The sequence below is a fragment of the Methanosarcina barkeri MS genome (genome assembly GCF_000970025.1).
Lineage (GTDB): Archaea > Halobacteriota > Methanosarcinia > Methanosarcinales > Methanosarcinaceae > Methanosarcina > Methanosarcina barkeri.
In genome coordinates this window covers 967036-988128 of the sequence record NZ_CP009528.1, presented here as the reverse complement: position 1 = coordinate 988128, position 21093 = coordinate 967036, and the positions used below count along the sequence as shown (strand labels likewise).

Annotated in this window: 16 protein-coding genes and 1 CRISPR repeat array; of the genes, 13 read left to right on the top strand and 3 right to left on the bottom strand. The window is 38.8% G+C overall.

The window, feature by feature from the left end:
- Nucleotides 1–18: 18 nt before the first annotated feature.
- On the bottom strand, nt 19–621 hold the full coding sequence (csa3, locus tag MSBRM_RS04070; RefSeq protein ID WP_048154642.1) for a CRISPR-associated CARF protein Csa3: 603 nt from the start codon (nt 619–621) through the stop codon (nt 19–21).
- A 199-nt stretch (nt 622–820) separates the two neighbouring features.
- Between csa3 and MSBRM_RS04065 the strand changes: the two genes are divergently transcribed.
- The 13 genes from MSBRM_RS04065 to MSBRM_RS18685 all read left to right on the top strand — a co-directional run bounded on the left by MSBRM_RS04065 (nt 821) and on the right by MSBRM_RS18685 (nt 18852).
- Nucleotides 821–3553, top strand: coding sequence for a CRISPR-associated helicase/endonuclease Cas3 (locus tag MSBRM_RS04065; protein WP_048154639.1), 2733 nt, complete (start codon nt 821–823; stop codon nt 3551–3553).
- A gap of 15 nt (nt 3554–3568) precedes the next feature.
- Complete coding sequence (gene casA, locus MSBRM_RS04060) at nt 3569–5164, top strand: type I-E CRISPR-associated protein Cse1/CasA (protein ID WP_048154636.1); 1596 nt, start codon at nt 3569–3571, stop codon at nt 5162–5164.
- Between the two features lie 19 nt (nt 5165–5183).
- Nucleotides 5184–5690: a type I-E CRISPR-associated protein Cse2/CasB gene (casB, locus tag MSBRM_RS04055; protein ID WP_052712687.1), complete on the top strand. Its 507-nt coding sequence runs from the start codon at nt 5184–5186 to the stop codon at nt 5688–5690.
- Nucleotides 5691–5720: 30 nt separating this feature from the next.
- Nucleotides 5721–6809, top strand: a complete 1089-nt coding sequence (gene cas7e / locus MSBRM_RS04050) for a type I-E CRISPR-associated protein Cas7/Cse4/CasC (protein ID WP_048154633.1) — start codon at nt 5721–5723, stop codon at nt 6807–6809.
- 21 nt (nt 6810–6830) lie between these two features.
- Nucleotides 6831–7574 (top strand): type I-E CRISPR-associated protein Cas5/CasD, encoded by a 744-nt coding sequence (gene cas5e / locus MSBRM_RS04045; RefSeq protein ID WP_048154630.1) that lies wholly within the window; start codon nt 6831–6833, stop codon nt 7572–7574.
- A gap of 93 nt (nt 7575–7667) precedes the next feature.
- The gene (gene cas6e, locus MSBRM_RS04040; RefSeq protein WP_080943669.1) at nt 7668–8294 is read left to right on the top strand and encodes a type I-E CRISPR-associated protein Cas6/Cse3/CasE; all 627 of its coding nucleotides are present in this window, start codon (nt 7668–7670) and stop codon (nt 8292–8294) included.
- Between the two features lie 28 nt (nt 8295–8322).
- The gene (gene cas1e, locus MSBRM_RS04035; RefSeq protein ID WP_048154627.1) at nt 8323–9234 is read left to right on the top strand and encodes a type I-E CRISPR-associated endonuclease Cas1e; all 912 of its coding nucleotides are present in this window, start codon (nt 8323–8325) and stop codon (nt 9232–9234) included.
- Nucleotides 9212–9520, top strand: a complete 309-nt coding sequence (gene cas2e, locus MSBRM_RS04030) for a type I-E CRISPR-associated endoribonuclease Cas2e (protein WP_230629261.1) — start codon at nt 9212–9214, stop codon at nt 9518–9520. Before cas1e ends, cas2e begins: the two co-directional genes overlap by 23 nt.
- Nucleotides 9521–9637: 117 nt before the next feature.
- Nucleotides 9638–11131: a CRISPR direct-repeat array (repeat unit 29 nt; unit sequence GAGTTCCCCACAGGCGTGGGGATGAACCG).
- Between the two features lie 244 nt (nt 11132–11375).
- A complete protein-coding gene (locus MSBRM_RS04025; RefSeq protein ID WP_048119669.1) occupies nt 11376–11990 on the top strand; it encodes a site-specific integrase in 615 nt (204 codons plus the stop codon).
- A 1905-nt stretch (nt 11991–13895) separates the two neighbouring features.
- Nucleotides 13896–14606: a PIG-L deacetylase family protein gene (locus tag MSBRM_RS04020; RefSeq protein WP_230629262.1), complete on the top strand. Its 711-nt coding sequence runs from the start codon at nt 13896–13898 to the stop codon at nt 14604–14606.
- Between the two features lie 77 nt (nt 14607–14683).
- Nucleotides 14684–15538: an ATP-grasp domain-containing protein gene (locus tag MSBRM_RS04015; RefSeq protein WP_048119671.1), complete on the top strand. Its 855-nt coding sequence runs from the start codon at nt 14684–14686 to the stop codon at nt 15536–15538.
- A 323-nt stretch (nt 15539–15861) separates the two neighbouring features.
- Complete coding sequence (locus MSBRM_RS04010; protein WP_048154624.1) at nt 15862–17073, top strand: glycosyltransferase; 1212 nt, start codon at nt 15862–15864, stop codon at nt 17071–17073.
- A gap of 969 nt (nt 17074–18042) precedes the next feature.
- Nucleotides 18043–18852, top strand: coding sequence for a glycoside hydrolase family 16 protein (locus MSBRM_RS18685; protein WP_052712684.1), 810 nt, complete (start codon nt 18043–18045; stop codon nt 18850–18852).
- Nucleotides 18853–19219: 367 nt separating this feature from the next.
- Here MSBRM_RS18685 and MSBRM_RS04000 read toward each other — a convergent pair whose 3' ends face one another.
- On the bottom strand, nt 19220–19657 hold the full coding sequence (locus tag MSBRM_RS04000) for a GNAT family N-acetyltransferase (RefSeq protein WP_048119673.1): 438 nt from the start codon (nt 19655–19657) through the stop codon (nt 19220–19222).
- 37 nt (nt 19658–19694) lie between these two features.
- On the bottom strand, nt 19695–20972 hold the full coding sequence (locus tag MSBRM_RS03995; protein WP_048119674.1) for a M20 metallopeptidase family protein: 1278 nt from the start codon (nt 20970–20972) through the stop codon (nt 19695–19697).
- Nucleotides 20973–21093: the final 121 nt, after the last annotated feature.

The window sequence follows — 21093 nt, the reverse complement described above, 5'->3', positions numbered from 1 at the left end:
CACGCCGGACTTTCCAAATCAAATTGAGGCAATTCTTCCAGCATCAGTTATAACGTACCCGTTTTCGCCATCTGTTATATATCCCATTGCTTTTAGTTCCCGAAGATGGTTGTAAGTCATTCCTTTTGAAATTCCGGCAGTTGCGGCTATTTGGGGAACTGAAGAAACTCCTTTCTGGATCTCTTCAAGTATCAATTTTTTTGTTTCCGATAGATTAAAACTCAGCACTGGAAAATCAATCATAAAACTGTCTTCCTCGGTAACATACACAACTCTTTGTACCATATCATTTCTTGCATACGCCCCAAAAAGCGCTCCAAAAGCTTGTGGCTTTCGTCCGCCAGACACATTTACAATTACCTGATTGCCACTGGCATGTTCCTGTTCAATCAATTCTGAAACGTCTTTTGCTACGCGCACAGTGTCATAAACAGACGTATACTTTTTCTCAACTTCGAGAGCATTTTTAAACGTTTTTTCGATCATTTCTTCAGACTGCACCTTCTTTTCAGGTGCCTCTTCCTCTGACAGCAGTATAATTTTTGAAGGGGAAAGCCTGGTCATACAGATGATAACAGGCTCTAGGGAATAAATTGTGGAGATTAGTGTAAGCTTCGACATTAGATGTTTAGTATTGCTGGGTTGGGTTAAATGTTTTACGATATATTTTATGAATTATTTGTTGACTTTATATATTAAACAGATCAATAAATTTTAGAAATGTATATATATAATGTAATTAATAAATGTTTAATATTTATGAGTATATATTTTACTTGAAAAATTTGATGATAACATGAACAACTTATGCAATAATTTAATGCTTAATAATTGGGGAAAATCCTGCTCTATTGAAGACAAAGAAACTAATTATCACTTACTTGTATATCACTGTCTGGATGTTGCAGCTGTTGGGACTGTATTATTAGAAAAAGATAAGCTTTTAGCAAAAAAAATTACAGAATTAACAGGCTTCAACAAGGAAGAAACTCTATCTCTAATCCCTTTTATTCTAACTGTTCATGACTTAGGAAAATTTTCAGAAAGGTTTCAGAACCTTAAGCCAGAACTGTTAAAAGAACTCCGCCATCATGAGAGTAACAGGGCCTATATATTGCGGCATGATAGTATGGGATTTTTCTTATGGAATTCCATATGGAAGAGATTGTGGGATGAAAATTGTCTTAATTTAAATAATCTGGATTATGACATCTATGATTGGGATCTAGCGATTGAACCATTGATAAAAGCAGTTGCTGGCCATCATGGAAAACCTCCGGAATATGAAATTCACGGCGTTCCTGTAAACTGCAAAGAACTTTTCACGGAAGAAGATACTGAGATTGCTTATATTTTCGTAAAAAGTGTACTCCAGTTGTTTTCAGGTACAGACTTCAATGCTGCAATAAGAGATGACGACAGTGGAGATCCTTTTGAAAATCTGATATTAAAATTCAAAAAGTCGTCCTGGTTACTTGCAGGTCTTACTGTATTGTGTGACTGGATAGGGTCCAATAACAATTATTTCAAATATATTTCTGAGCCGATGCCACTTGAGGAATACTGGAACCGGCATGCACTTAAAAACGCCAAGGAAGCTCTATATGACTCTGGAGTTTTGCCTTCTACAGTTTCCTTGAATACAGGAATGGAAGTTCTGTTCCCTAATATTAAGACTCCAAGTCCACTGCAGTTACATGTATCTTCGTGTCCCATAGAAAAGATTCCTCAACTCTTCATAATCGAAGAAGCAACAGGAAATGGAAAAACTGAAGCTTCATTAACTCTTGCACACAGACTGATGTCAGTGGGGCTTGCTAATGGTATATTTATTGCACTACCAACTATGGCAACATCCAATGCGATGTATGAAAGGCTGGTAAGGACCTACAGAAATTTTTACCAGGAAAATTCAGACCCTTCGCTAGTGTTAGCTCACAGCGGGAACTATCTTTCTGATGAATTTCGGACTTCAATAGGTTTTAGCGAAGTAGAAGAGCTTAAACAATACAGCAGGATTGGAACCACAGAAGATGAAACGATCTCTGCCCAGTGCAGCAGATGGATTGCAGACAGCCGAAAAAAGGCGCTATTAGCTGATGTAGGAGTAGGAACTGTAGACCAGGCTATAATGGCAGTTCTTCCTACATACCACCAGTCCCTTCGAATACTTGGTTTGACTCGCAGTGTACTGATAGTTGATGAAGTTCATGCCTATGATTCATACATGAACACTTTATTATGTAAATTACTTGAACTTCATGCCTCTCTAGGGGGCAGCGCAATTTTGCTCTCTGCAACTATTCCTGCAAAACTCAGACAGAGATTGACAGATAGCTTTTGCAAAGGATTAGGAGTAGCCTGCGGAAGTCTAAAAGAAACAGCTTATCCGCTCCTGACTCATGTAAGTGAGATGGATACAGAAGAAATTCAAATTGGCACTCGCGAAGGAACTGGAAGAACAATCTATGTAGAATTTTTTAATGAACAGGTTTCAGTCGAAGAAAAGATTGTTAGTACCTCAAAAGAAGGCAAGTGTGTTTGCTGGATAAGAAATACTGTCGATGATGCAGTTGATGCTTATGAAAAACTCGTAAACATACTGGGAGAAGAAAAAGTAGATCTTTTCCATGCTCGTTTTGTCATGGGCGAGCGCTTAGAAATCGAGAATCGAGTTTTGAAGACTTTTGGAAAAGAATCCAATGAATCTACACGCAAAGGAAGAGTCCTGATCGCAACTCAGGTAATAGAACAATCATTGGATCTTGATTTTGATTATATGATAAGTGATCTTGCACCCATCGATCTGCTAATTCAAAGGGTAGGAAGACTCCAGCGGCACTCGAAACATGGTAGCCAGAGAGTGCCCGTATTTGGCATTTTTTCTCCAGAGCTTACCGAAAATCCACCGGAAAACTGGTATGCTGACTTTTTCCCTAAAGCTGCCTTCGTATACCCTAACCATGGTAAACTCTGGCTTACAGCTCGTCTGCTAGCGGAAAGAGGACAATTTACTGTCCCTGAAGATTTGCGTTTTCTAATTGAGGGTGTTTTTGGAGAACATTCAATAGAAACAGTTGCTCCAAATTTAAGGATATGGGAAGATAAAGCGGAAGGAGAATCAAGGGCAAAAATTGATGCGGCTAATCTGAATTCATTGAATTTTCAGGAAGAATACAAAAGGACACTTACTCAATGGGTTGATGATCTAATAACGCCAACCCGACTTGGTGAAGAAACGCTATTAGTTAGACTTGCAAAGTGGAATGGAAAACATCTTACTCCTTTTTTTAAAGATAAGCGCTATTCCTGGGAACTAAGCCAAGTAAGTGTAAGAAAAAGCAAGATTAAAAAATCTAGAACCTATGAAAAAACACTGAAAGTTGAAGTCAAAAAAGCATTGGATTCAATGCCGGACAAAGGAAAGTGGTCTATACTTGTCCCAATGTCCCCAGCGAGCGACAATGAATGGACAGGTATTGCTGTAGATGAATACAATAACGAAGTACATGTACGCTATAAACAGAAAATGGGCTTAAGTGTAGAAAAGTAAGAAGGAGGGAAAAACATCGCATTTAATCTGATTCACGAAAAGTGGATACCAGTCCAAAAAAAGGATGGAACAAAAGAAACCATTGCACCCTGGCAGCTTACTGAAGACCTCGAATTAGAAAACCAAATTGTGGAATTGGCATTTTCTCGTCCCGATTTTAATGGAGCACTTATACAGTTTCTTATAGGCCTTGTGCAAACAACAATGCCTCCAACGGATGAAAGAGCCTGGAAAAATGTGTTGATGAATCCACCGTCTCCAAAAGTCTTGAAAAATGCCTTTGAAAAAGTGGCTCATGCTTTTGATCTTGATGGAAATGGAGCACGTTTTATGCAGGATTATGAGCTTAAGGTTGAAGATTTTAAGAAAAAAGATGAACTTCCTATTGAAATGCTCTTGCTTGAGAGCCAGGGAAGAGATCTATTTATAAAAAGTGGGACCGTAAAACAGATTTGTAGACCCTGCCTTGCCATGGCTCTATTCACATTACAGACAAATGCACCTCAAGGAGGGCGTGGGCATCGTACATCATTAAGAGGAAGTGGACCACTAACAACAATAGTTGGAGGAAAATATCTCTGGCAAACTATCTGGTTAAATATTATTGAAAGTGAAGAATTTAATAATGAAAAACACGGAAACGCCATGAAAATTAATGATACCGATATTTTTCCCTGGATGGCACCAACCCGTACAAGTGAAAATGGCAGAGAGGTTTCCCTTTCCAATGTAAATCCTGCACGGATTTTCTGGGCTATGCCTCGAAGAATAGTAGTCGACTATCCCCCAGATGAAAAAGACTGCGTATGTGATGTTTGTGGGTCTAAAATAAAAAATCCGATAAGCAGTTATTTTACCAAATCCTATGGAGAGGCATATGGAGAATTGTGGAGGCACCCACTTACTCCTTATTACAACAATAAAGATAGAAAATTTCCCTATCATATGAATGAAGGAGGAATAACCTACAAATACTGGCCTGGATTTGTTTTTAACAGCAGTGAAATAGGGGAAAATGCCTTAACAATTCACAAATTCCATGAAAGAAGATTAAAACTTTCATATGTAGACTCTTTTTTTAAACATGAACCTCGAATTTGGTTTTTCGGGTACGATATTCACAATAATATTCTTACAAGATGTTGGTATGAAGGGCAAATGCCCTTAATTACGGTAGAAGAGAATTTTAAACTAGATTACGAGCAAACAACAATACAACTGGTAAAAATCTCTGAATATATTTTGAATAATATAAAAAGTTGCATAAAACTTGCAATCTTTGACCCAGATCATAAAGTAACTGGAAGCTTTTCTTTCATAGAAAGTCGATTCTGGAAAGATACAGAACCCGAATTTTATAACATTCTCTATGAATTGCATACAGTAATACTTAATGGAGAAAATAAAGCTGAAACAAAGCTGAAATGGTTGAATTATCTGTCAAGGAAAGCTGTGGATTTGTTTGATGAATATTCCCAGTCAGATTTCATAGGAATTGCAAACCCTAAGCGCATAGCAGATGCCCGTAGAGACCTTCTCAAATACAATTCTAAAAACGGAAAAAAAGTAAAGGAGATTTTAGATTTGCCTCTTAAGAATCCAACAAAATGATAAATACAGGTGATCCAGATTGGGAAATAAGAACACGATATCCTTTTCCGACCCCGAAATCCGCCAGATATTTTTTGAGTGGTGGGAAAATCTTGATGAAAGTCGGGGTAAGAGAGCAGAGTTAAGACACTGTCATAATATTAATGAAGTTGCATTTACTCCTTCTTTTCATAGTCTGAGAATAAAGCTAAGCCGATTCAGAATAAACCAAGAAGCATTAGCTGCAATAGCTGGTGTTCTCTCTCATGTAAAAAGCAATGATACGAATTCAAGTCTTCCAGCCCAAATGGCGACACCTAAACTCGGAAGTAAGAAAGCTGCTGTAAGCGACCTCCGATTTAGAAGACTGCTCACGATAGAAGACAGAAATGAGCTGTTTATAACAATGATACGCATAGTCCGGCTTTTAGATGAACGTGTAAATATTTTCGATCTTGCAAAAAGCATTTACTTCTGGAATAAGCGCACAAAGAAGCGATTGGCTTACAAATATTATGAAAATATACCTGTTGAAAAGAAAAAGTAAATTATTCAAAAATATAAGGAGGAAAATTAATTGACAGACTTTATACAGTTGCATGTACTTACATCGTACCCGCCTTCAAACCTTAACAGGGACGACCTCGGAAGGCCAAAGACTGCAGTAATGGGCGGGACCCAGCGCCTGAGAATCTCTTCGCAAAGCTTGAAAAGAGCCTGGAGGGCTTCGGATCTTTTTAAAGAAGCGCTTTCAGGTCATGTAGGTATCAGAACAAAAGAAATGGGAAATTTTGTGTACAAGGCCCTAACAACTGGTGTAAAATTGACTGATATTCTTGAAGGAAAACCTGAGTTTTCAACTACATATCCAAAAATGGAGGAAAAGAAAGCTGGAGAAATTTCAAAACAGATTGCATCAGTTTTTGGAAAATTGAAAAAAGAAGGATTTGAAATAGAACAGCTTGCTCACTTCAGTCCTGAAGAAATAGGGACTATTGAGAAGTTAATTATAGATCTTGCACAAAGCGGCAGGGAATTAACGGAAGAAAATAAAAATATTTTGAGGAAGAATAATACTGCCGTTGATATTGCAATGTTTGGAAGGATGCTTGCAGCTAATACTCAGTATAACGTGGAAGCTGCGGTGCAGGTTTCCCATGCAATAACAGTCCATAAAGTTGCAGTCGAAGATGATTTCTTTACGGCAGTAGACGACCTCAATAATGGAGAAGAAGACATGGGTTCTGGACACTTAGGAGAAACCGAGTTCGCAGCAGGACTGTTTTATATTTATATATGCATAAACCGTGATTTACTCAAAGAGAATCTGGGAGAAGATGGGGAACTCACTAAAAAAGCTCTCCAAGCTTTTACAGAATCGGCTTTAACAGTCTCACCTACCGGAAAACAAAATAGCTTTGCTTCAAGAGCTTATGCCTCGTACGTATTGGCAGAAAAAGGAAAACAGCAGCCACGTTCACTTTCTGTTGCATTCCTGAAAGCCCTAGAAGAAAAAGATCTCCTTGCTAGTGCCATAAAAGAACTTAATAGTACTCATGAGAAAATTGAGAGCGTTTACGGAAAATGCTGTGAAAACAAAATTGAAATGAACGCTTACACAGGGGAAGGATCACTCCAAGAAGTTTTGAAGTTCGTAGCAGAGTAAAGCCAGCTGAAAGGTGAAATTATGAAAAAATATCTTCTCTTTCGGCTTTACGGACCACTTGCTTCCTGGGGAGACATAGCTGTAGGGACACATAGGCCTTCATATGACCATCCTTCAAAATCGTCAGTGATGGGACTTCTTGCAGCGGCAATTGGTATCAGAAGGAGTGAAGACGGTAAACACAAGAAACTTGCAGAAGCTTATAACTTTGCCGTGCTTGTGAATTATCCGGGAACTTTTTTAAGGGATTATCACACAGCACAGATCCCCTCGACAAGTTCGATAAAAAAGCAGAAACATATTCTTTCCCGAAAAGATGAGCTTGCAGTTGAGAAAGAGAAATTAACAGCAGTTCTTTCTACAAGAGACTATTATAGCGACTCTTTGTATACGATTGCTATCTGGGCAAAAGAAAAATGTCCTGAAGGTTGCCCCTATTCTTTGGAACTGATTGAAAACAAATTAAAAGAGCCTGAGTTTGTCTTATATCTGGGAAGAAAGTCCTGTCCTCCAGCTCTGCCTGTAGAAGCTCAAATAGTTAGTGGAGAAAGTCTAAAAGAAGCTCTCGAAAAAGCTGAGTTTAAGTGTGAAGCATTTCTCAAATTACTGAATAAATCAGGGCAAGTAAGGCTTTACTGGGAAGGTGAAGAGGACGGACTTGTACCAGTTCATACGGTTACTCGCAGAGATCTTACTCTGAGCCGAAAAAGGTGGCAGTTTGCTGATAGAAAAGAACACTATACGATGCTGGAATTGGGGGAATAAGATGTATCTAAGTAAAGCAAACTTAAAACCTGATATTGTGACAAATAAAGAGTTCTGGAAGCTCTCCTGGAATTTTGGAGATAATTTCACCGTATTATATGGTCTCTATTTGCAAGTAACCCTGATAAACAAAGGGATTTTTTGTACAGGCAGGATGAAAAAAACGGTTTTCCTTTATTTTATATTTTGTCGGAGCAAGAACCTGAAGCAAATGTAGATTTATGGCAAATAGAATCAAAGGAATACAAACCTCTGCTTTCCACAGGTCAGAAGCTTGTTTTTTCATTGAGAGCTAATCCTATTGTAACAAGATGGGACGAGGATGAAAATGGGAAACCTCATCAGCATCGACATGATGTTGTGATGGACGCAAAGACCAGAATGGAAAAAGAAGTTATTTCAAAAAACAAGAGACCTCAAGTTCCCGAAATAGTCCAGAAAGAGGGATTTGAATGGCTCAGAAAAAAAGGAGATAACAATGGTTTTGAAGTAGAGGAAGGGCAGGTAATAGCTACAGGTTATCGATGTAATAGGTTCTTTAAGCCCAAAGATAAAAATCGTGGGGTAAAAGGGAAACACAGTGTAAATATAAGTACCATTGATTTTTCTGGGATATTAACTGTAACAAACCCTGAATCTCTAATAAACGCACTCTACAAGGGGATTGGCCCAGCAAAAAGTTTTGGATGTGGACTAATGCTTATCCGCCCTGCAAGATGAGAATTAACTGTGATGGGGACTTACCAGCATGCTGCCAAAACTGAAACCTATTACGATAAAAGAGAGATTTTCTCTTTTGTTTCTTGAGAAAGGAGAGCTCGATGTTATAGATGGAGCCTTTGTCCTTGTGGACAAAAACGGCGTCCGAACTCAGATTCCTGTTGGGGGAATTGCATGCCTGATGCTTGAACCGGGAAGCAGGGTATCGCATGCAGCAGCAGTTCTTGCAGCGCAGGTAGGCTGCCTCCTGATATGGGTTGGGGAAGCTGGGGTCAGGCTTTATTCTGCCGGACAGCCGGGAGGGGCAAGGGCGGATCGTTTGCTTTACCAGGCACAGCTTGCCTTAAATGACGAGGCACGAAGAAAAGTTGTTAGAAAAATGTATGAAATGCGTTTTAATGAAAAACTCTCGGAGAGCTACAGCGTAGAACAAATGAGGGGGATAGAGGGATCAAGGGTAAAAAAACTTTATGAAGTTTTAGCGAAAAGAGCCGGAATAAAGTGGAACGGACGCTACTATGACTACGCAGATTGGGATACTGGAGATCTGCAAAACAAATGTTTGAGCTCTGCCACTTCCTGCCTTTACGGAGTTACTGAAGCGGCAGTTCTTGCAGCCGGTTATTCGCCTGCAATCGGATTTATTCATACCGGGAAGCCCAGGTCTTTTATTTATGATATTGCTGATCTTTTTAAATTTGAAACTGTTGTGCCTGTGGCTTTTCAGGTGGCATCTAAAGCTCCTTCAAATCCTGAAAGAGCTGTAAGGCTCGCCTGCAGAGATGCGTTTAGAGAAACAAGGCTTCTGAAAAAAATAATCCCGACCATAGAAGAAGTTTTAGCTGCAGGTGCTCTTCCTATTCCTGAAAAGCCTCCGGAATCCATTCCTCCTGCAATTCCAAATGAAAGGGGACTTAATGATGTTGGTCATCGTCCTTGAAAAGACAACGCCTCGGCTAAGAGGAAGACTGACGCTCTGGCTTCTGGAAATTAGGGCTGGAGTATATGTAGGAGAGTATTCGGTCAAGGTAAGGGACATGATATGGAAGAATGTAGAAACCGAATTCAATGATGGAAATATTGAAGGAAGCGCCATTATGATCTGGTCCGCAAGAAATGAAATAGGATTCGATTTCAAAGTTCTCGGCGAAAACCGCAGAATTCCAAGAGAAATGGATGGAATAAAGTTAATATCCTTCATGCCCGAAACTAAAGTAGAAGAGTAAATTAACCGGAGATATTATGTTTTTGAAATATTTTATTTTTTATATAAAATACATTATAAAAAACGTTGTATATAGTAGCGGAAAAGTTTTTCCGACAAATAGTATAAAAGACAAACAGAGTTCCCCACAGGCGTGGGGATGAACCGGTTCAAGGGACCTTCTGGACATGTCTAGAATTGAGTTCCCCACAGGCGTGGGGATGAACCGGTCCCTAACAACGGCCTCACTAGTGTACATAAGAGTTCCCCACAGGCGTGGGGATGAACCGATGCCTCTTGTGTATATTCCCTGATTGATGTTGAGTTCCCCACAGGCGTGGGGATGAACCGTAATAATAGAGTGCAAACTATTTAAAGATGTCGAGTTCCCCACAGGCGTGGGGATGAACCGGTTCTATCAGACAAAGACAATAAAGAACTTGGGAGTTCCCCACAGGCGTGGGGATGAACCGTTCATAACAATCTCCGTTTTTTATCACTAGGTGAGTTCCCCACAGGCGTGGGGATGAACCGGCGGCAAACGAAGGGTCATGGCAGGCATCCGCGAGTTCCCCACAGGCGTGGGGATGAACCGTTTTACAGTCAGTTGGTGCGGTTAATTCATATGAGTTCCCCACAGGCGTGGGGATGAACCGCTGACGGGAGTGTAGGTGAAGAAACTGCTCTGGAGTTCCCCACAGGCGTGGGGATGAACCGAGATTGAACAGGATGGAAAATGTTATTGTGAGGAGTTCCCCACAGGCGTGGGGATGAACCGTTCCCCATCTCCTCTGCACTGGCATGCCGCTGGAGTTCCCCACAGGCGTGGGGATGAACCGTTGTACCGCAATATCATAACGGGAACTAGAAAGAGTTCCCCACAGGCGTGGGGATGAACCGAGTCACGGACAAATTACGTGATTGGTCTTGATGAGTTCCCCACAGGCGTGGGGATGAACCGTTGCATTAGAAGTAATCAAAATCTGTAATGACGAGTTCCCCACAGGCGTGGGGATGAACCGCCACAATGAAAATGTCATTATGCACCCTCCTCGAGTTCCCCACAGGCGTGGGGATGAACCGCATCGTTTTACCAGTACCAAACGTGCCATAGAGAGTTCCCCACAGGCGTGGGGATGAACCGCCCCGCTTGTCAACCCGTCGACATATGCATAAGAGTTCCCCACAGGCGTGGGGATGAACCGTTGGGAAGGAGAATCCACAAAGAACACTGAAACGAGTTCCCCACAGGCGTGGGGATGAACCGAGATATGGAGAAGTAGTGTTTGAGACTAGGATGAGTTCCCCACAGGCGTGGGGATGAACCGCTTAACGTCTCTATGAATCCTAGTCTCAAACAGAGTTCCCCACAGGCGTGGGGATGAACCGGATTCTGTGATTATTCGTATTATCCGCGATACGAGTTCCCCACAGGCGTGGGGATGAACCGTTTTCCCTCTGGCATTTGATTTCCTATAGCTGGAGTTCCCCACAGGCGTGGGGATGAACCGGAATTTTGTGGGAAATGGAAAGGATATGAGAAGAGTTCCCCACAGGCGTGGGGATGAACCGGATGCATACCTATCGAAATGAGAACCGATTCTGAGTTCCCCACAGGCGTGGGGATGAACCGTTAATGTAAGATGAGTCGCGCGGATTAAGGGAGAGTTCCCCACACATTTACTGTGATCTCACTTTAATAGGTGTTAGTACTATTGGTTTTCCTCTCAATGTCTTAACATAATATTAATAATTAAATGCAGTAGTTATTATCAAAATACTGTATTTTTCATATTATCTCAAGGGACATTCACCAATACAAATTTTAGTCAAACAATAATAAAGTATTTTTATGAAAAACAACTGTATAATAATAAATGAAAGAAAAGTATCCGGTTTCAGGATTTACAAGGGACAAAGAAGCCATTTATGTAAATGGAATCCGTATCTTTGTTCCTGTAGAATATGATAAGTTTAAGGCAGGAATTCCAAAAAAGAGACATAAAACTCTTTTTGAGCTATCAACAATCACTGGCATGAGGTATGCTGAAATTCAAAGGCTATACGATCATCCTGAATGGTACTCTGAGAGCAGGAACCAAATTCGTCTTAATGAAGATGCACAGAAGAAAGTGAAACGAAAAGCGAAGGAGAGAACCATTGATTTGTTACCCTCAACTTTTCCCTATATTCTTGATCAATTTTTTAACTGGCACGCTCCTCCAGATATTGACACCTGGAACCAAGACCTTAAAAGATGGGCTGTTAAAACTGATTTTAATCCATTTGGAATCTCAGCAAAAACTACAAGAAAAAGTATTGAATCTTGGATGCTAAGTTCAGGAGTACCGCCTTTTAAAGTTTACCAAAGACAGGGACACGATCCTCAGACATCTCTTTATCATTATCAAGGACTCAGCTTTACGGATATAGAGATGCACCAGATCAAAAAAAGATTAATGGAATGGGGTGTTCTTAGAACAGATAGTTAAAAAGAATAATAACCTAGCTGGTCTAAAATCTTTGGAGGTTTGCTTTCAAATCAACCGCGTGAATTATATTTGTAGGAATTATTTATAATTAGCATGAAAGTGCGGAACAAAACTGGCTTCTCCATGCTCCTTTTGATTTTTTACTCCTTCTCAAATTTAAACATTCTATGGCAATTCACTGATTAGTTTAGCAATGGTTTGAAAAACCAAAATTCGGACAACATTACTACCCAAGGTAATGAGGGATTAATAGTCAAAAAAGAGAGGGGAGAGTACTTTCATTTATTTGTGCCTGTTATTCAAAGAATATCATATGCGTTTTCTGTAAATTCAAAATCAAATTTTAGTTTGGAATACATACGGAAAAAGGATACTAAATAAGATTTAAGAAGACAACAACTAAAGAAGTCATAGTTTGATGAGATGTGAGATTATGAAGTTGTTGTCTTACTTAACTTAATCTACTTATCTGACATTGGTTTTGTACGATCGTGTAGATAAATGTAGTAGTTTTCCTATAAAACTACTGGTTATTCTATAGATTTTTAGGTATTTTTGTCATTGAAATAAAATATATCAATGTAAAAATACAGTATTGTTAAGAAAATAACTGTATTAAAGCCATTTGAATTTAGTCTCTTTATAGTGCACAATAAATTTTTATTATGCTGCGTAGCCTGTTTGCAGATCCACTTCGTAGATCATAATTACAATTTTCTACATCGATTTTCCTAAAATCCATCCCTTTAGTCTTATTTATGCTAATTCTAGCAGTAAATTTTTAAGAATATTTGAGTATACATAGAGGTTTATTGAAACCTTCTGCGTTTTCTCAGTTTAGTTCCAATTGTGATTTTACAGAACTTATAGAACAGTACAGAATATATTATATTTAAATTTTACTTTTAAATATTTGATATCTCTAAAAATCCTACATTCGGCAGCAAGCACATTATAACATTTAAATAGTTTCAAGTGTTCTTTATTGTAGGTTCAGTTTTAAATCAGTGTCATGCAGACTGTATATCAAATTTCATTTGTCATTTTTCCCATTTATTATAAATATATATTAATTATGTAATGGTTAACATTTAGAAATTTTGATTTAAATAAAATTGTAAAAGTTTTGAAAAAAAACGATATCAATAGAAAAATTAAATGGATTTTTATGTCGACCTGCCGAATGTGGGAGTCATGAACTGTGACTATTTAAATTACCCTGTCAATCAAAAAATTTTAAGTCAATTTATAAATTTACATAGTTTATAGTAAAGTCATTTACTTAAAACTACTGTATTATTGGTTGGATAAAACTATTATTAAGAAATATATGTTAAGATAAAGGAGGAAAATACAGTAGTTTTATAGGAAAACTACTGTATTTCTAAGATTTTCCATTTATGTCTAATATGGGTTGTGCGTTATTGGATGGTTGATATTTTGTCTTAGAGCATCTTTGCTTTAGGACATAAGCAGTTGAACTGAAAAATGAATAGCATAAGTCCTATTTGTTTAATTTCATTTGTTTTTTAAGCTTGTCTACATACAGGAAAATTGAGTGTATATGAAAAAGAAATAGAGAGCGGAATGCGAATGTGTGTATCTTCTGGAAAAATATCAACTGACTATTAGTAAACCACCAAATTTTTGAGAGAATTATAAAAATTGGAACCCCAACCAAAAGATAAGATTGGAGTTAGAGTACATATGTTTGACTTGGCAAACGTTACACATCTGATTAATTACATAATTTTCACTATAGTGATTATATTCATTTTAACGAAACAGCTGCCGCTGGAGAGAATGGTCCGTAGGTCTAGAATCATTATTTGGCTCGTATTAATTATCAACATCTTTTCAGCTATCCTTCAATTTTTCTGCCTAATAAGCCCAGATTCAAATATATTGTACCAGTTAGCTGCCGATTGCCTGGGCATCATAGGACAGAGTATACTCCTGATAGGAATTGTGTGGATGAAATTGATAGTTGAACCGAGTCCAAAACCGAGGAAAATTTTGGTGATTGGAGCCCATCCAGATGACATCGAGATCGCCTGTGGAGGCTCTATCGCAGAGCTTTCCGATGCAGGGAACACTATAATGAGCTTGATCGTCAGCAAAGGGGAACGTGGGGGTAATAGTTCCTCTAGGCTTATAGAAGCAACGAAAAGCGCTGAATTCTTAGGTATAAATAAGGTCGAAATTATGGATTTTCCTGATACTAAACTGGACCAGTTCATCTTGGAGATTAGCAAAAAAATCGAAATAATCGTAAACGAGTTGAAACCGGATATGGTATTTACACACTCAATTCACGATCTACATCAGGATCATAGAGCAGTTCATGATGCAACACTGCGTGCTTGCCGCAATCTGAGCACTATATTATGCTATGAAAGCCCTTCTACTACCCAGGACTTCCAACCAAATGTTTTTATAAATATTGAACAGTATGTAGATATTAAAATAGAAAGTATTCAGGAACATAAAGATCAAAACAAAAAGAAATATGTACAGCCAGAGCAGGTCTATGGAAAAGCCATCTTCCGAGGTGCTCAAGCAAAATTGGGAGAAGCAGAAGGCTTTGAGGCAATTCGGATTAATTTACAAATTTAATTGCATATGTGATCATATAATATAAACAATCGTAAATTTAAAAAGATACGTCATAAATTGGGCAAGAAGGATGATTTATGGTAAAAATTATGGTGACTGGTATTGGAGGCCCAGCCGGTCGTAATGTTGCATTACTCCTTTTAGAAAAAGGACATACCGTCATTGGCGTTGATATGCAGAGGATCTCGCTTCCAGGGGTCAAGATGCATAGGATTCCCCCTGCTTCACACCCATTGTTTTTGGAAAAATTATATACTCTTACGGTCGAGGAGAGCATCCAACTGCTAATTCCAACTGTGAGTGAGGAATTGCCAATCATAGCCTCGGAATGGAAAAAATGGAGCGACATACCGACAGTCATTAGCCAATATCAAGCAGTCTCCGATGCAGATGATAAATTTCTGACATATAAACGGCTTTCGAGCAATGGAGTATGTGTTCCCAGGTACTTACTACCTTCACAGGTCTCTTCGCCTGAGGAGATCTCGCTTAATTTGGGATGGCCATGCCTGAGTAAGCCGCGAGTAGGTAGAGGCGGTAGAGAGGTAATTATTAGAAACATAGAGGATTGGCCTGCAATCTCCATGCTTGATGACAGATATATATTGCAGGAGTTTATCCCTGGAACGGATTACGCACCTGAGGTATATATTGGGAAAAAATCTGTTATCGTAGTTTTAGAAAAGACTAGGTTAAAAGAGGGAATCGTGGGCAACGCAACTGAAGTGAAGCGCGTAAACGCTCCAGACGTGGCAGATATAGCTATATCTGCAGCAAAGTCTATGAATCTGACCGGCCCAATGGATATAGATATTCGCCGTCGAAACGATCACAATCCTGTAGTTCTGGAGATCAATGCCAGGTTTGGGGCAAATATTGCCCGAGCCAAAGAAGTACTGGATGCAGTTTTGGAAGATTTTGGAGTTTGCTAATGGAGTCGATCCAATACCAAAATCCAGTGATGAATGTAAAATTCAAAATCACTAGATTTTGTAATTGATCACAATCCTTATGATACAACTTAGGCCCCGTCACAGAATAACCTCTGCATATTACCGATTGGGCATTTTGATTTTCACTATCAAGATCGCAAATCAAAGATACAAGAATATGTTGCATAGGTTATTTTGTTGCGGGCACTTCGGAATTGAAATCTTTAGATAGCGAATATTGATTTTGACAAAAACTGGATTCTTCTTGCTAATTCAGATTTTCTATCAAAAATGCAAAAATCACTGGATTTTGGAACAGAGTCATGGAGCCACTTCTTTTATTCTTCTATATTATAGGATTCACCTGCTTTTCTGTAGGTATTCTGACAATTCCATATTATCCACTATCTTTAGCTTTCGAAATGCGCAAGAGCAAGCAGCATATATTCAGCAGCGAGAATCCCTTTGTCTCTATAGTGGTACCAGCCTATAATGAAGGAAAAGTGATAGGCCATTGTATAGAGTCCATTTTAGCATCAAACTATTCAGAATATGAGGTCATCCTGGTGGATGATGGTTCGTCTGATAATACACTTGAAGAGATGCAGCGTTATGAAACGAACTCCCACGTAATTGTGGTAACCAAGAAAAATGGAGGCAAAGCCTCAGCTCTTAATGTGGGACTGAACCTGGCCAAAGGAGAAGTACTATTCTTCGTCGACGCTGATGGCATCTTTGCTCCTGATACCATAAGCAAGATGCTCAGTGGTTTTATCAGCGAAGATGTAGGTGCAGTATGCGGCAACGATGCTCCCATTAACCTTGATAAGCTTCAGACACAATTGGCGAACTTGCTCACTCACGTAGGCACAGGCTTTGTGCGCAGAGCGCTATCTACTATCGATTGCCTTCCTGTCGTGTCTGGCAATATAGGCGCCTATCGATCTAGCACTCTTGAAAAGACTGGTCCCTTCTTAGAGGGATTTATAGGCGAAGATATGGAATTGACCTGGCGTGTGCACAAGGCAGGTTACAAAATAGTGTTTCAACCTTGGGCCATAGTATATGCAGAAGCACCCTCAACTATCACGGGCCTGTGGAAGCAGCGCGTGCGATGGGCGCGTGGGCTACTTAAAACCGCTTATATTCACCGAGATATGTTATTCAATCCAAAGTATGGTCTTTTTGCCTTTTATTTGCCTATTAACTTAACATCAATGATTATCATACCTTTGCTACAGTTGATATCAATCATACTGTTGCCAATCTTGCTACTTCGCAACATTAATCCCATCCCTTTGAACTGGATAGGCATCATGGGTTGGCTTGGTATGTTCTCTTCCATTTTTGCATTATTATTTTCTATTGCCCTTGACCGAGCTTGGCTTGATTTAAAATACTTCTACGTGATACCATTATGGGTACTATATTCCTTTATGATGGATGTAGTAATGCTATGGGCGATCATCGTTGAGTTGCGTAGAGAGGAGGCAAACTGGAACAAGCTAGATCGGACCGGCATTGTAAGCCGCTGAGAGATTCCAATGCAATAATATGCAGAATAGCCTGTTGCTTTATCATAATATTCATTGGTTCCGTTGCAAAAAATCTTGATATTTTACAAAAACAATTAAAAAACTTTACAATTGATATATAAGAATGCCAATTATAGCCTAAAAGTACGAGACGAAAATTTTTGTAACAGATTAACTTTTGGTACACTAACAAAAGATTTACTGGTATAATGTATACCCTTAAATTTCTAGTTATTTCAGTGTATTTATTTCATAATTTTTTTGCAATGAAACTGTTTTCTTTTTCATTAAAAACCTTAACTCTCCCTCACGTAGGGAATAAGCCAATTAAAAGATTGTGTCTTTTGATGTTGTTTTTAACGTATTTTTGCATTTTCCCTCCCTATTGCTTTCAATTTTACCAGAAATTTTTTATACATTTAGTGCTATTTATTCTTTAGATATCAGAAGTTTTGTATGAAATAAACTGAAAAATATGAAGAAAATTTATTCCCTATAGGGTATAAAAAAGTACTTATTTTTAAATTCAAGATCTATAGGCCCTAACATCAATTTGTTATCTTTCTCTCCGCTGGAGATACACTGAAAAATTTGACCCTGTGTTTTAATTATTCGGAGTGAAACATAATCAAGAGCATTGTTATTGAAAAAGATATTTCCTATTCGTAACAGAGTTAAGGTTAAAAAAATAATTTATTTCAGTGAAATTAAAATTTGATTGTTTGGCATGATTTTAAGTAAAAATACATAGGCCAGAAAATAAAAAAGTATCAAAATTTACTCACCAGAGATTAATAAAAACGATTTTTGATGACATTTTACCTAAATTAAATATTTAAAATCCTAGTTTAATATTGGTATATTATATGTACATTTTTATATATCAATTATGAATTTATATTTTATTACAAGATTGTTTGTAATAAAACTTTACAAAAAATAAACAGGATTTGGAATAATGGTGAAAACATGCGAAAATCGATATTCATATTAATTGGGATTATATTACTTATATCAAATGCAAGTGCACTTAGTCGGTCGGGATATGATTGGACACATAAAAGTGATATAAAAAGTCCTGGATCAAGTCATTGGAACCCAAATGACGCATATGCAGATTCAGAGAAACTACAATCAAATGCAAGTGTACTTCGTTGGTCGGGATATGATTGGACACTTAAAAGTGGTATAAAAGGTCCTGGATCAAACTATTGGAACCCAAATAACACATATGTAGATTCAGATGGTAAACTACACCTTGAAATAAACTATAAAGATGGTCATTGGAATTGTGCTGAGCTGGATAGTGTTAAAAACTTTAAATATGGAAGATATACATGGGTAGTATCTTCACAATCATTAAATCTTGATAAAAATGTAGTACTTGGACTCTTCACATATACAGACGATGATCATGAGATTGATATTGAATCAGGTCAGTGGGGTAACTCAAGCTCAGACCATCTACATTTCACATGCCAACCAGACCAAACAGTAACATTTGTGTCACCTACTTCCAGTTATATAAACGCAACTGACGTGACTTATACATTCGACTGGCAACCAACTTACATATATTACACTGCTAGAGCGTCAAATGGTAAAATCATTGCTAATTGGTACTGTACAAATAAGAAAGATATTCCAAAAGTAAAAGCAAAAGTAATGATGAACCTTTGGTTGCAGCATAGTATACCACCAAGTAATGACAAACCAGTAGAAGTGATTATAAGCTCCTTTCACTGGTCATCAGTTAAGCATAAAATCCACATCCAGTAATTTTTGCATTTTTGATAGAAAACCAGAAACGATTCAGTGGTGATCAAGAGAACGTGTTGTAACAAGCATAATTAAATCCGGATACCTTCATCATGGTTAAGATACGCTCTGTTAGAAACGTGTTACTATTATCATATTTTTCTGTAAACCTGTAGAGTAAATCAAGATGGTTATATAAATGTAGTAGTTATAGTTAACTGATTCCTTAACCGAAGACGCATGAATCCAGATAAAGACAATATATTTTTTTAATATTTATATATTAATAGAAAAATAGATTAGGCACATGCGGAAGGTCAGATTCAACCCTATTGAACGAACAAAGTTAGCGAAAAGGACACCGTCCTCTCGAGACGGGACTCGAGCGTTAAAACATTTTTTCGAAATACAGGTACCCTGTCTCTTCTTTCTTGAAAGTAAAGCCGTGCTTGAGATACATGTCTATCGCTTTTGTGAGAGTCGAATCGGTTTTAAGAAACACACCTGAGCAGTTTTTTTCAGCAAAATCGAGAGCAGTCCTGAAGAGCTGTTTTCCGTTGCCTTTACCCCTGAAGGCTTTTTTAAGATAAATACGCCGGATTTCGCACCGATTTCCGCTGAGTTTTCGGATGCCTGCTGTACCTACGACTTTGCCGTCGACGATCCCTACGAAAAACGCGCCTCCACTTCCAAAATAATAACCATTTATGTCATTGAGGTCAGCATCTTTTAGCCTGTCGGGTTCAAAGCCGTGTTCCTTCAACACTCCAAGCACAACGTCACGAACTTCTTCCTTTCTGGAATCGTCATATCTCTGGATTATCATTTAACTCACTCTGCAAACCGTACAGTTCATTTCCTATTTACCTGTTGGTTTTCAGGCTCTTTCTTAAGGGTTCGGGGTTCAAATGACTCTGGGAACTGAGATATTTTTCCGGGTTTTTGAGAAAATCCAGGGAAACAGTATAAAATATTTCAGTACCAGTAATCAGTATATCCTCATCAATATCAAACTTGCAAGAGTGATTGATTTCCACTATCTTTTTTTCCGGGTTTAGATCACCCAGGGAAATGAAAATTCCTGGAACTTTCTGCAGGTAACTTGCAAAATCTTCAGCGGCAAAAGTTTTTTCGAGTTCAGGATAGATTGTAAGTTTCGGGAAACTCTCCTGCAGCTTAGAATTTACAGCGTTTGTGAACATGGGGTCATTCACAAGGACAGGATAGCCGTGCAGTATATCAAGCTCGTAGTCCGGAAAGCCTGAAAATTCGTCTCCCGGCTTTACATATCTTTTTACTACCTCATCCAGGCACTCTTTCATTGTCCTGTCAATGATATCAGTAGTCTCTCGGTCAAAGGATCGATAACTTCCAAGAATCTCTACAGTATCAGGAATTCTGTTGAACTGAGCTCCTCCTTGAATCCTTCCCACTCCAATGACATACTTATCCGGTTCAAGCTGCTTTTCCAGAGCAGGATAAAGGTTACTTAGAAAATCCGTTGCTATTCGAACGGGATCAATGCAGCTTTTAGGCTTTGAGATATGGCCTCCCTTTCCTTTAACGATCACTTCAAAACGGTTAGTGCTTGCCATGAAAGGCCCGGGACGGAATCCCACACTTCCTGATTCGTGATTGGTAAAGATGTGTATACCCATAACTGCATCCACACCTTCAAGCCCCCCCTCTGCAATTACCCTCTCCGAACCTCCTGGTGGAATTTCCTCGGCAGGCTGGAAGATAAGGCGAACTTCACCCGGAAAATTCCTGTTCTCCTGAAAAAGCCGTGCAGCCCCAAAAAGCATTGCCATATGTCCATCATGTCCGCAGGCGTGCATTACTCCATCATTTCTGGAGATATAGTCACTATTTCTTTCAGTCAACTCTTCCTGTACCTGCAGTCCATCAGTATCTGATCGAAGGGCGATACAGGGCCCAGGTAACTTCCCCCGAATGCTTGCAAATACGCCGGTATCTGCAATTTTTCTGGCTTCTACTCCCAGTTCTCCAAGGATTTTCAGAATTTTCTTCTGGGTCTCGTATTCTCCAAAACTAAGTTCGGGGTATCTATGAAATTCGCGCCTGAGCTGTATAATCCAGGCTTCAAGCGCCTCTGCACTCGGATTTTCTCTCAAAAGCATTCCCTCGGATGTTCTGCATTTGCAGTCTGTTCCGTTTACTGGTACGTAGTATTTATCATCTTCATACGACTGGCCGTAATATTGAGCCTATCCCAAAAGTCATTTCGTTCTTAATCATCAA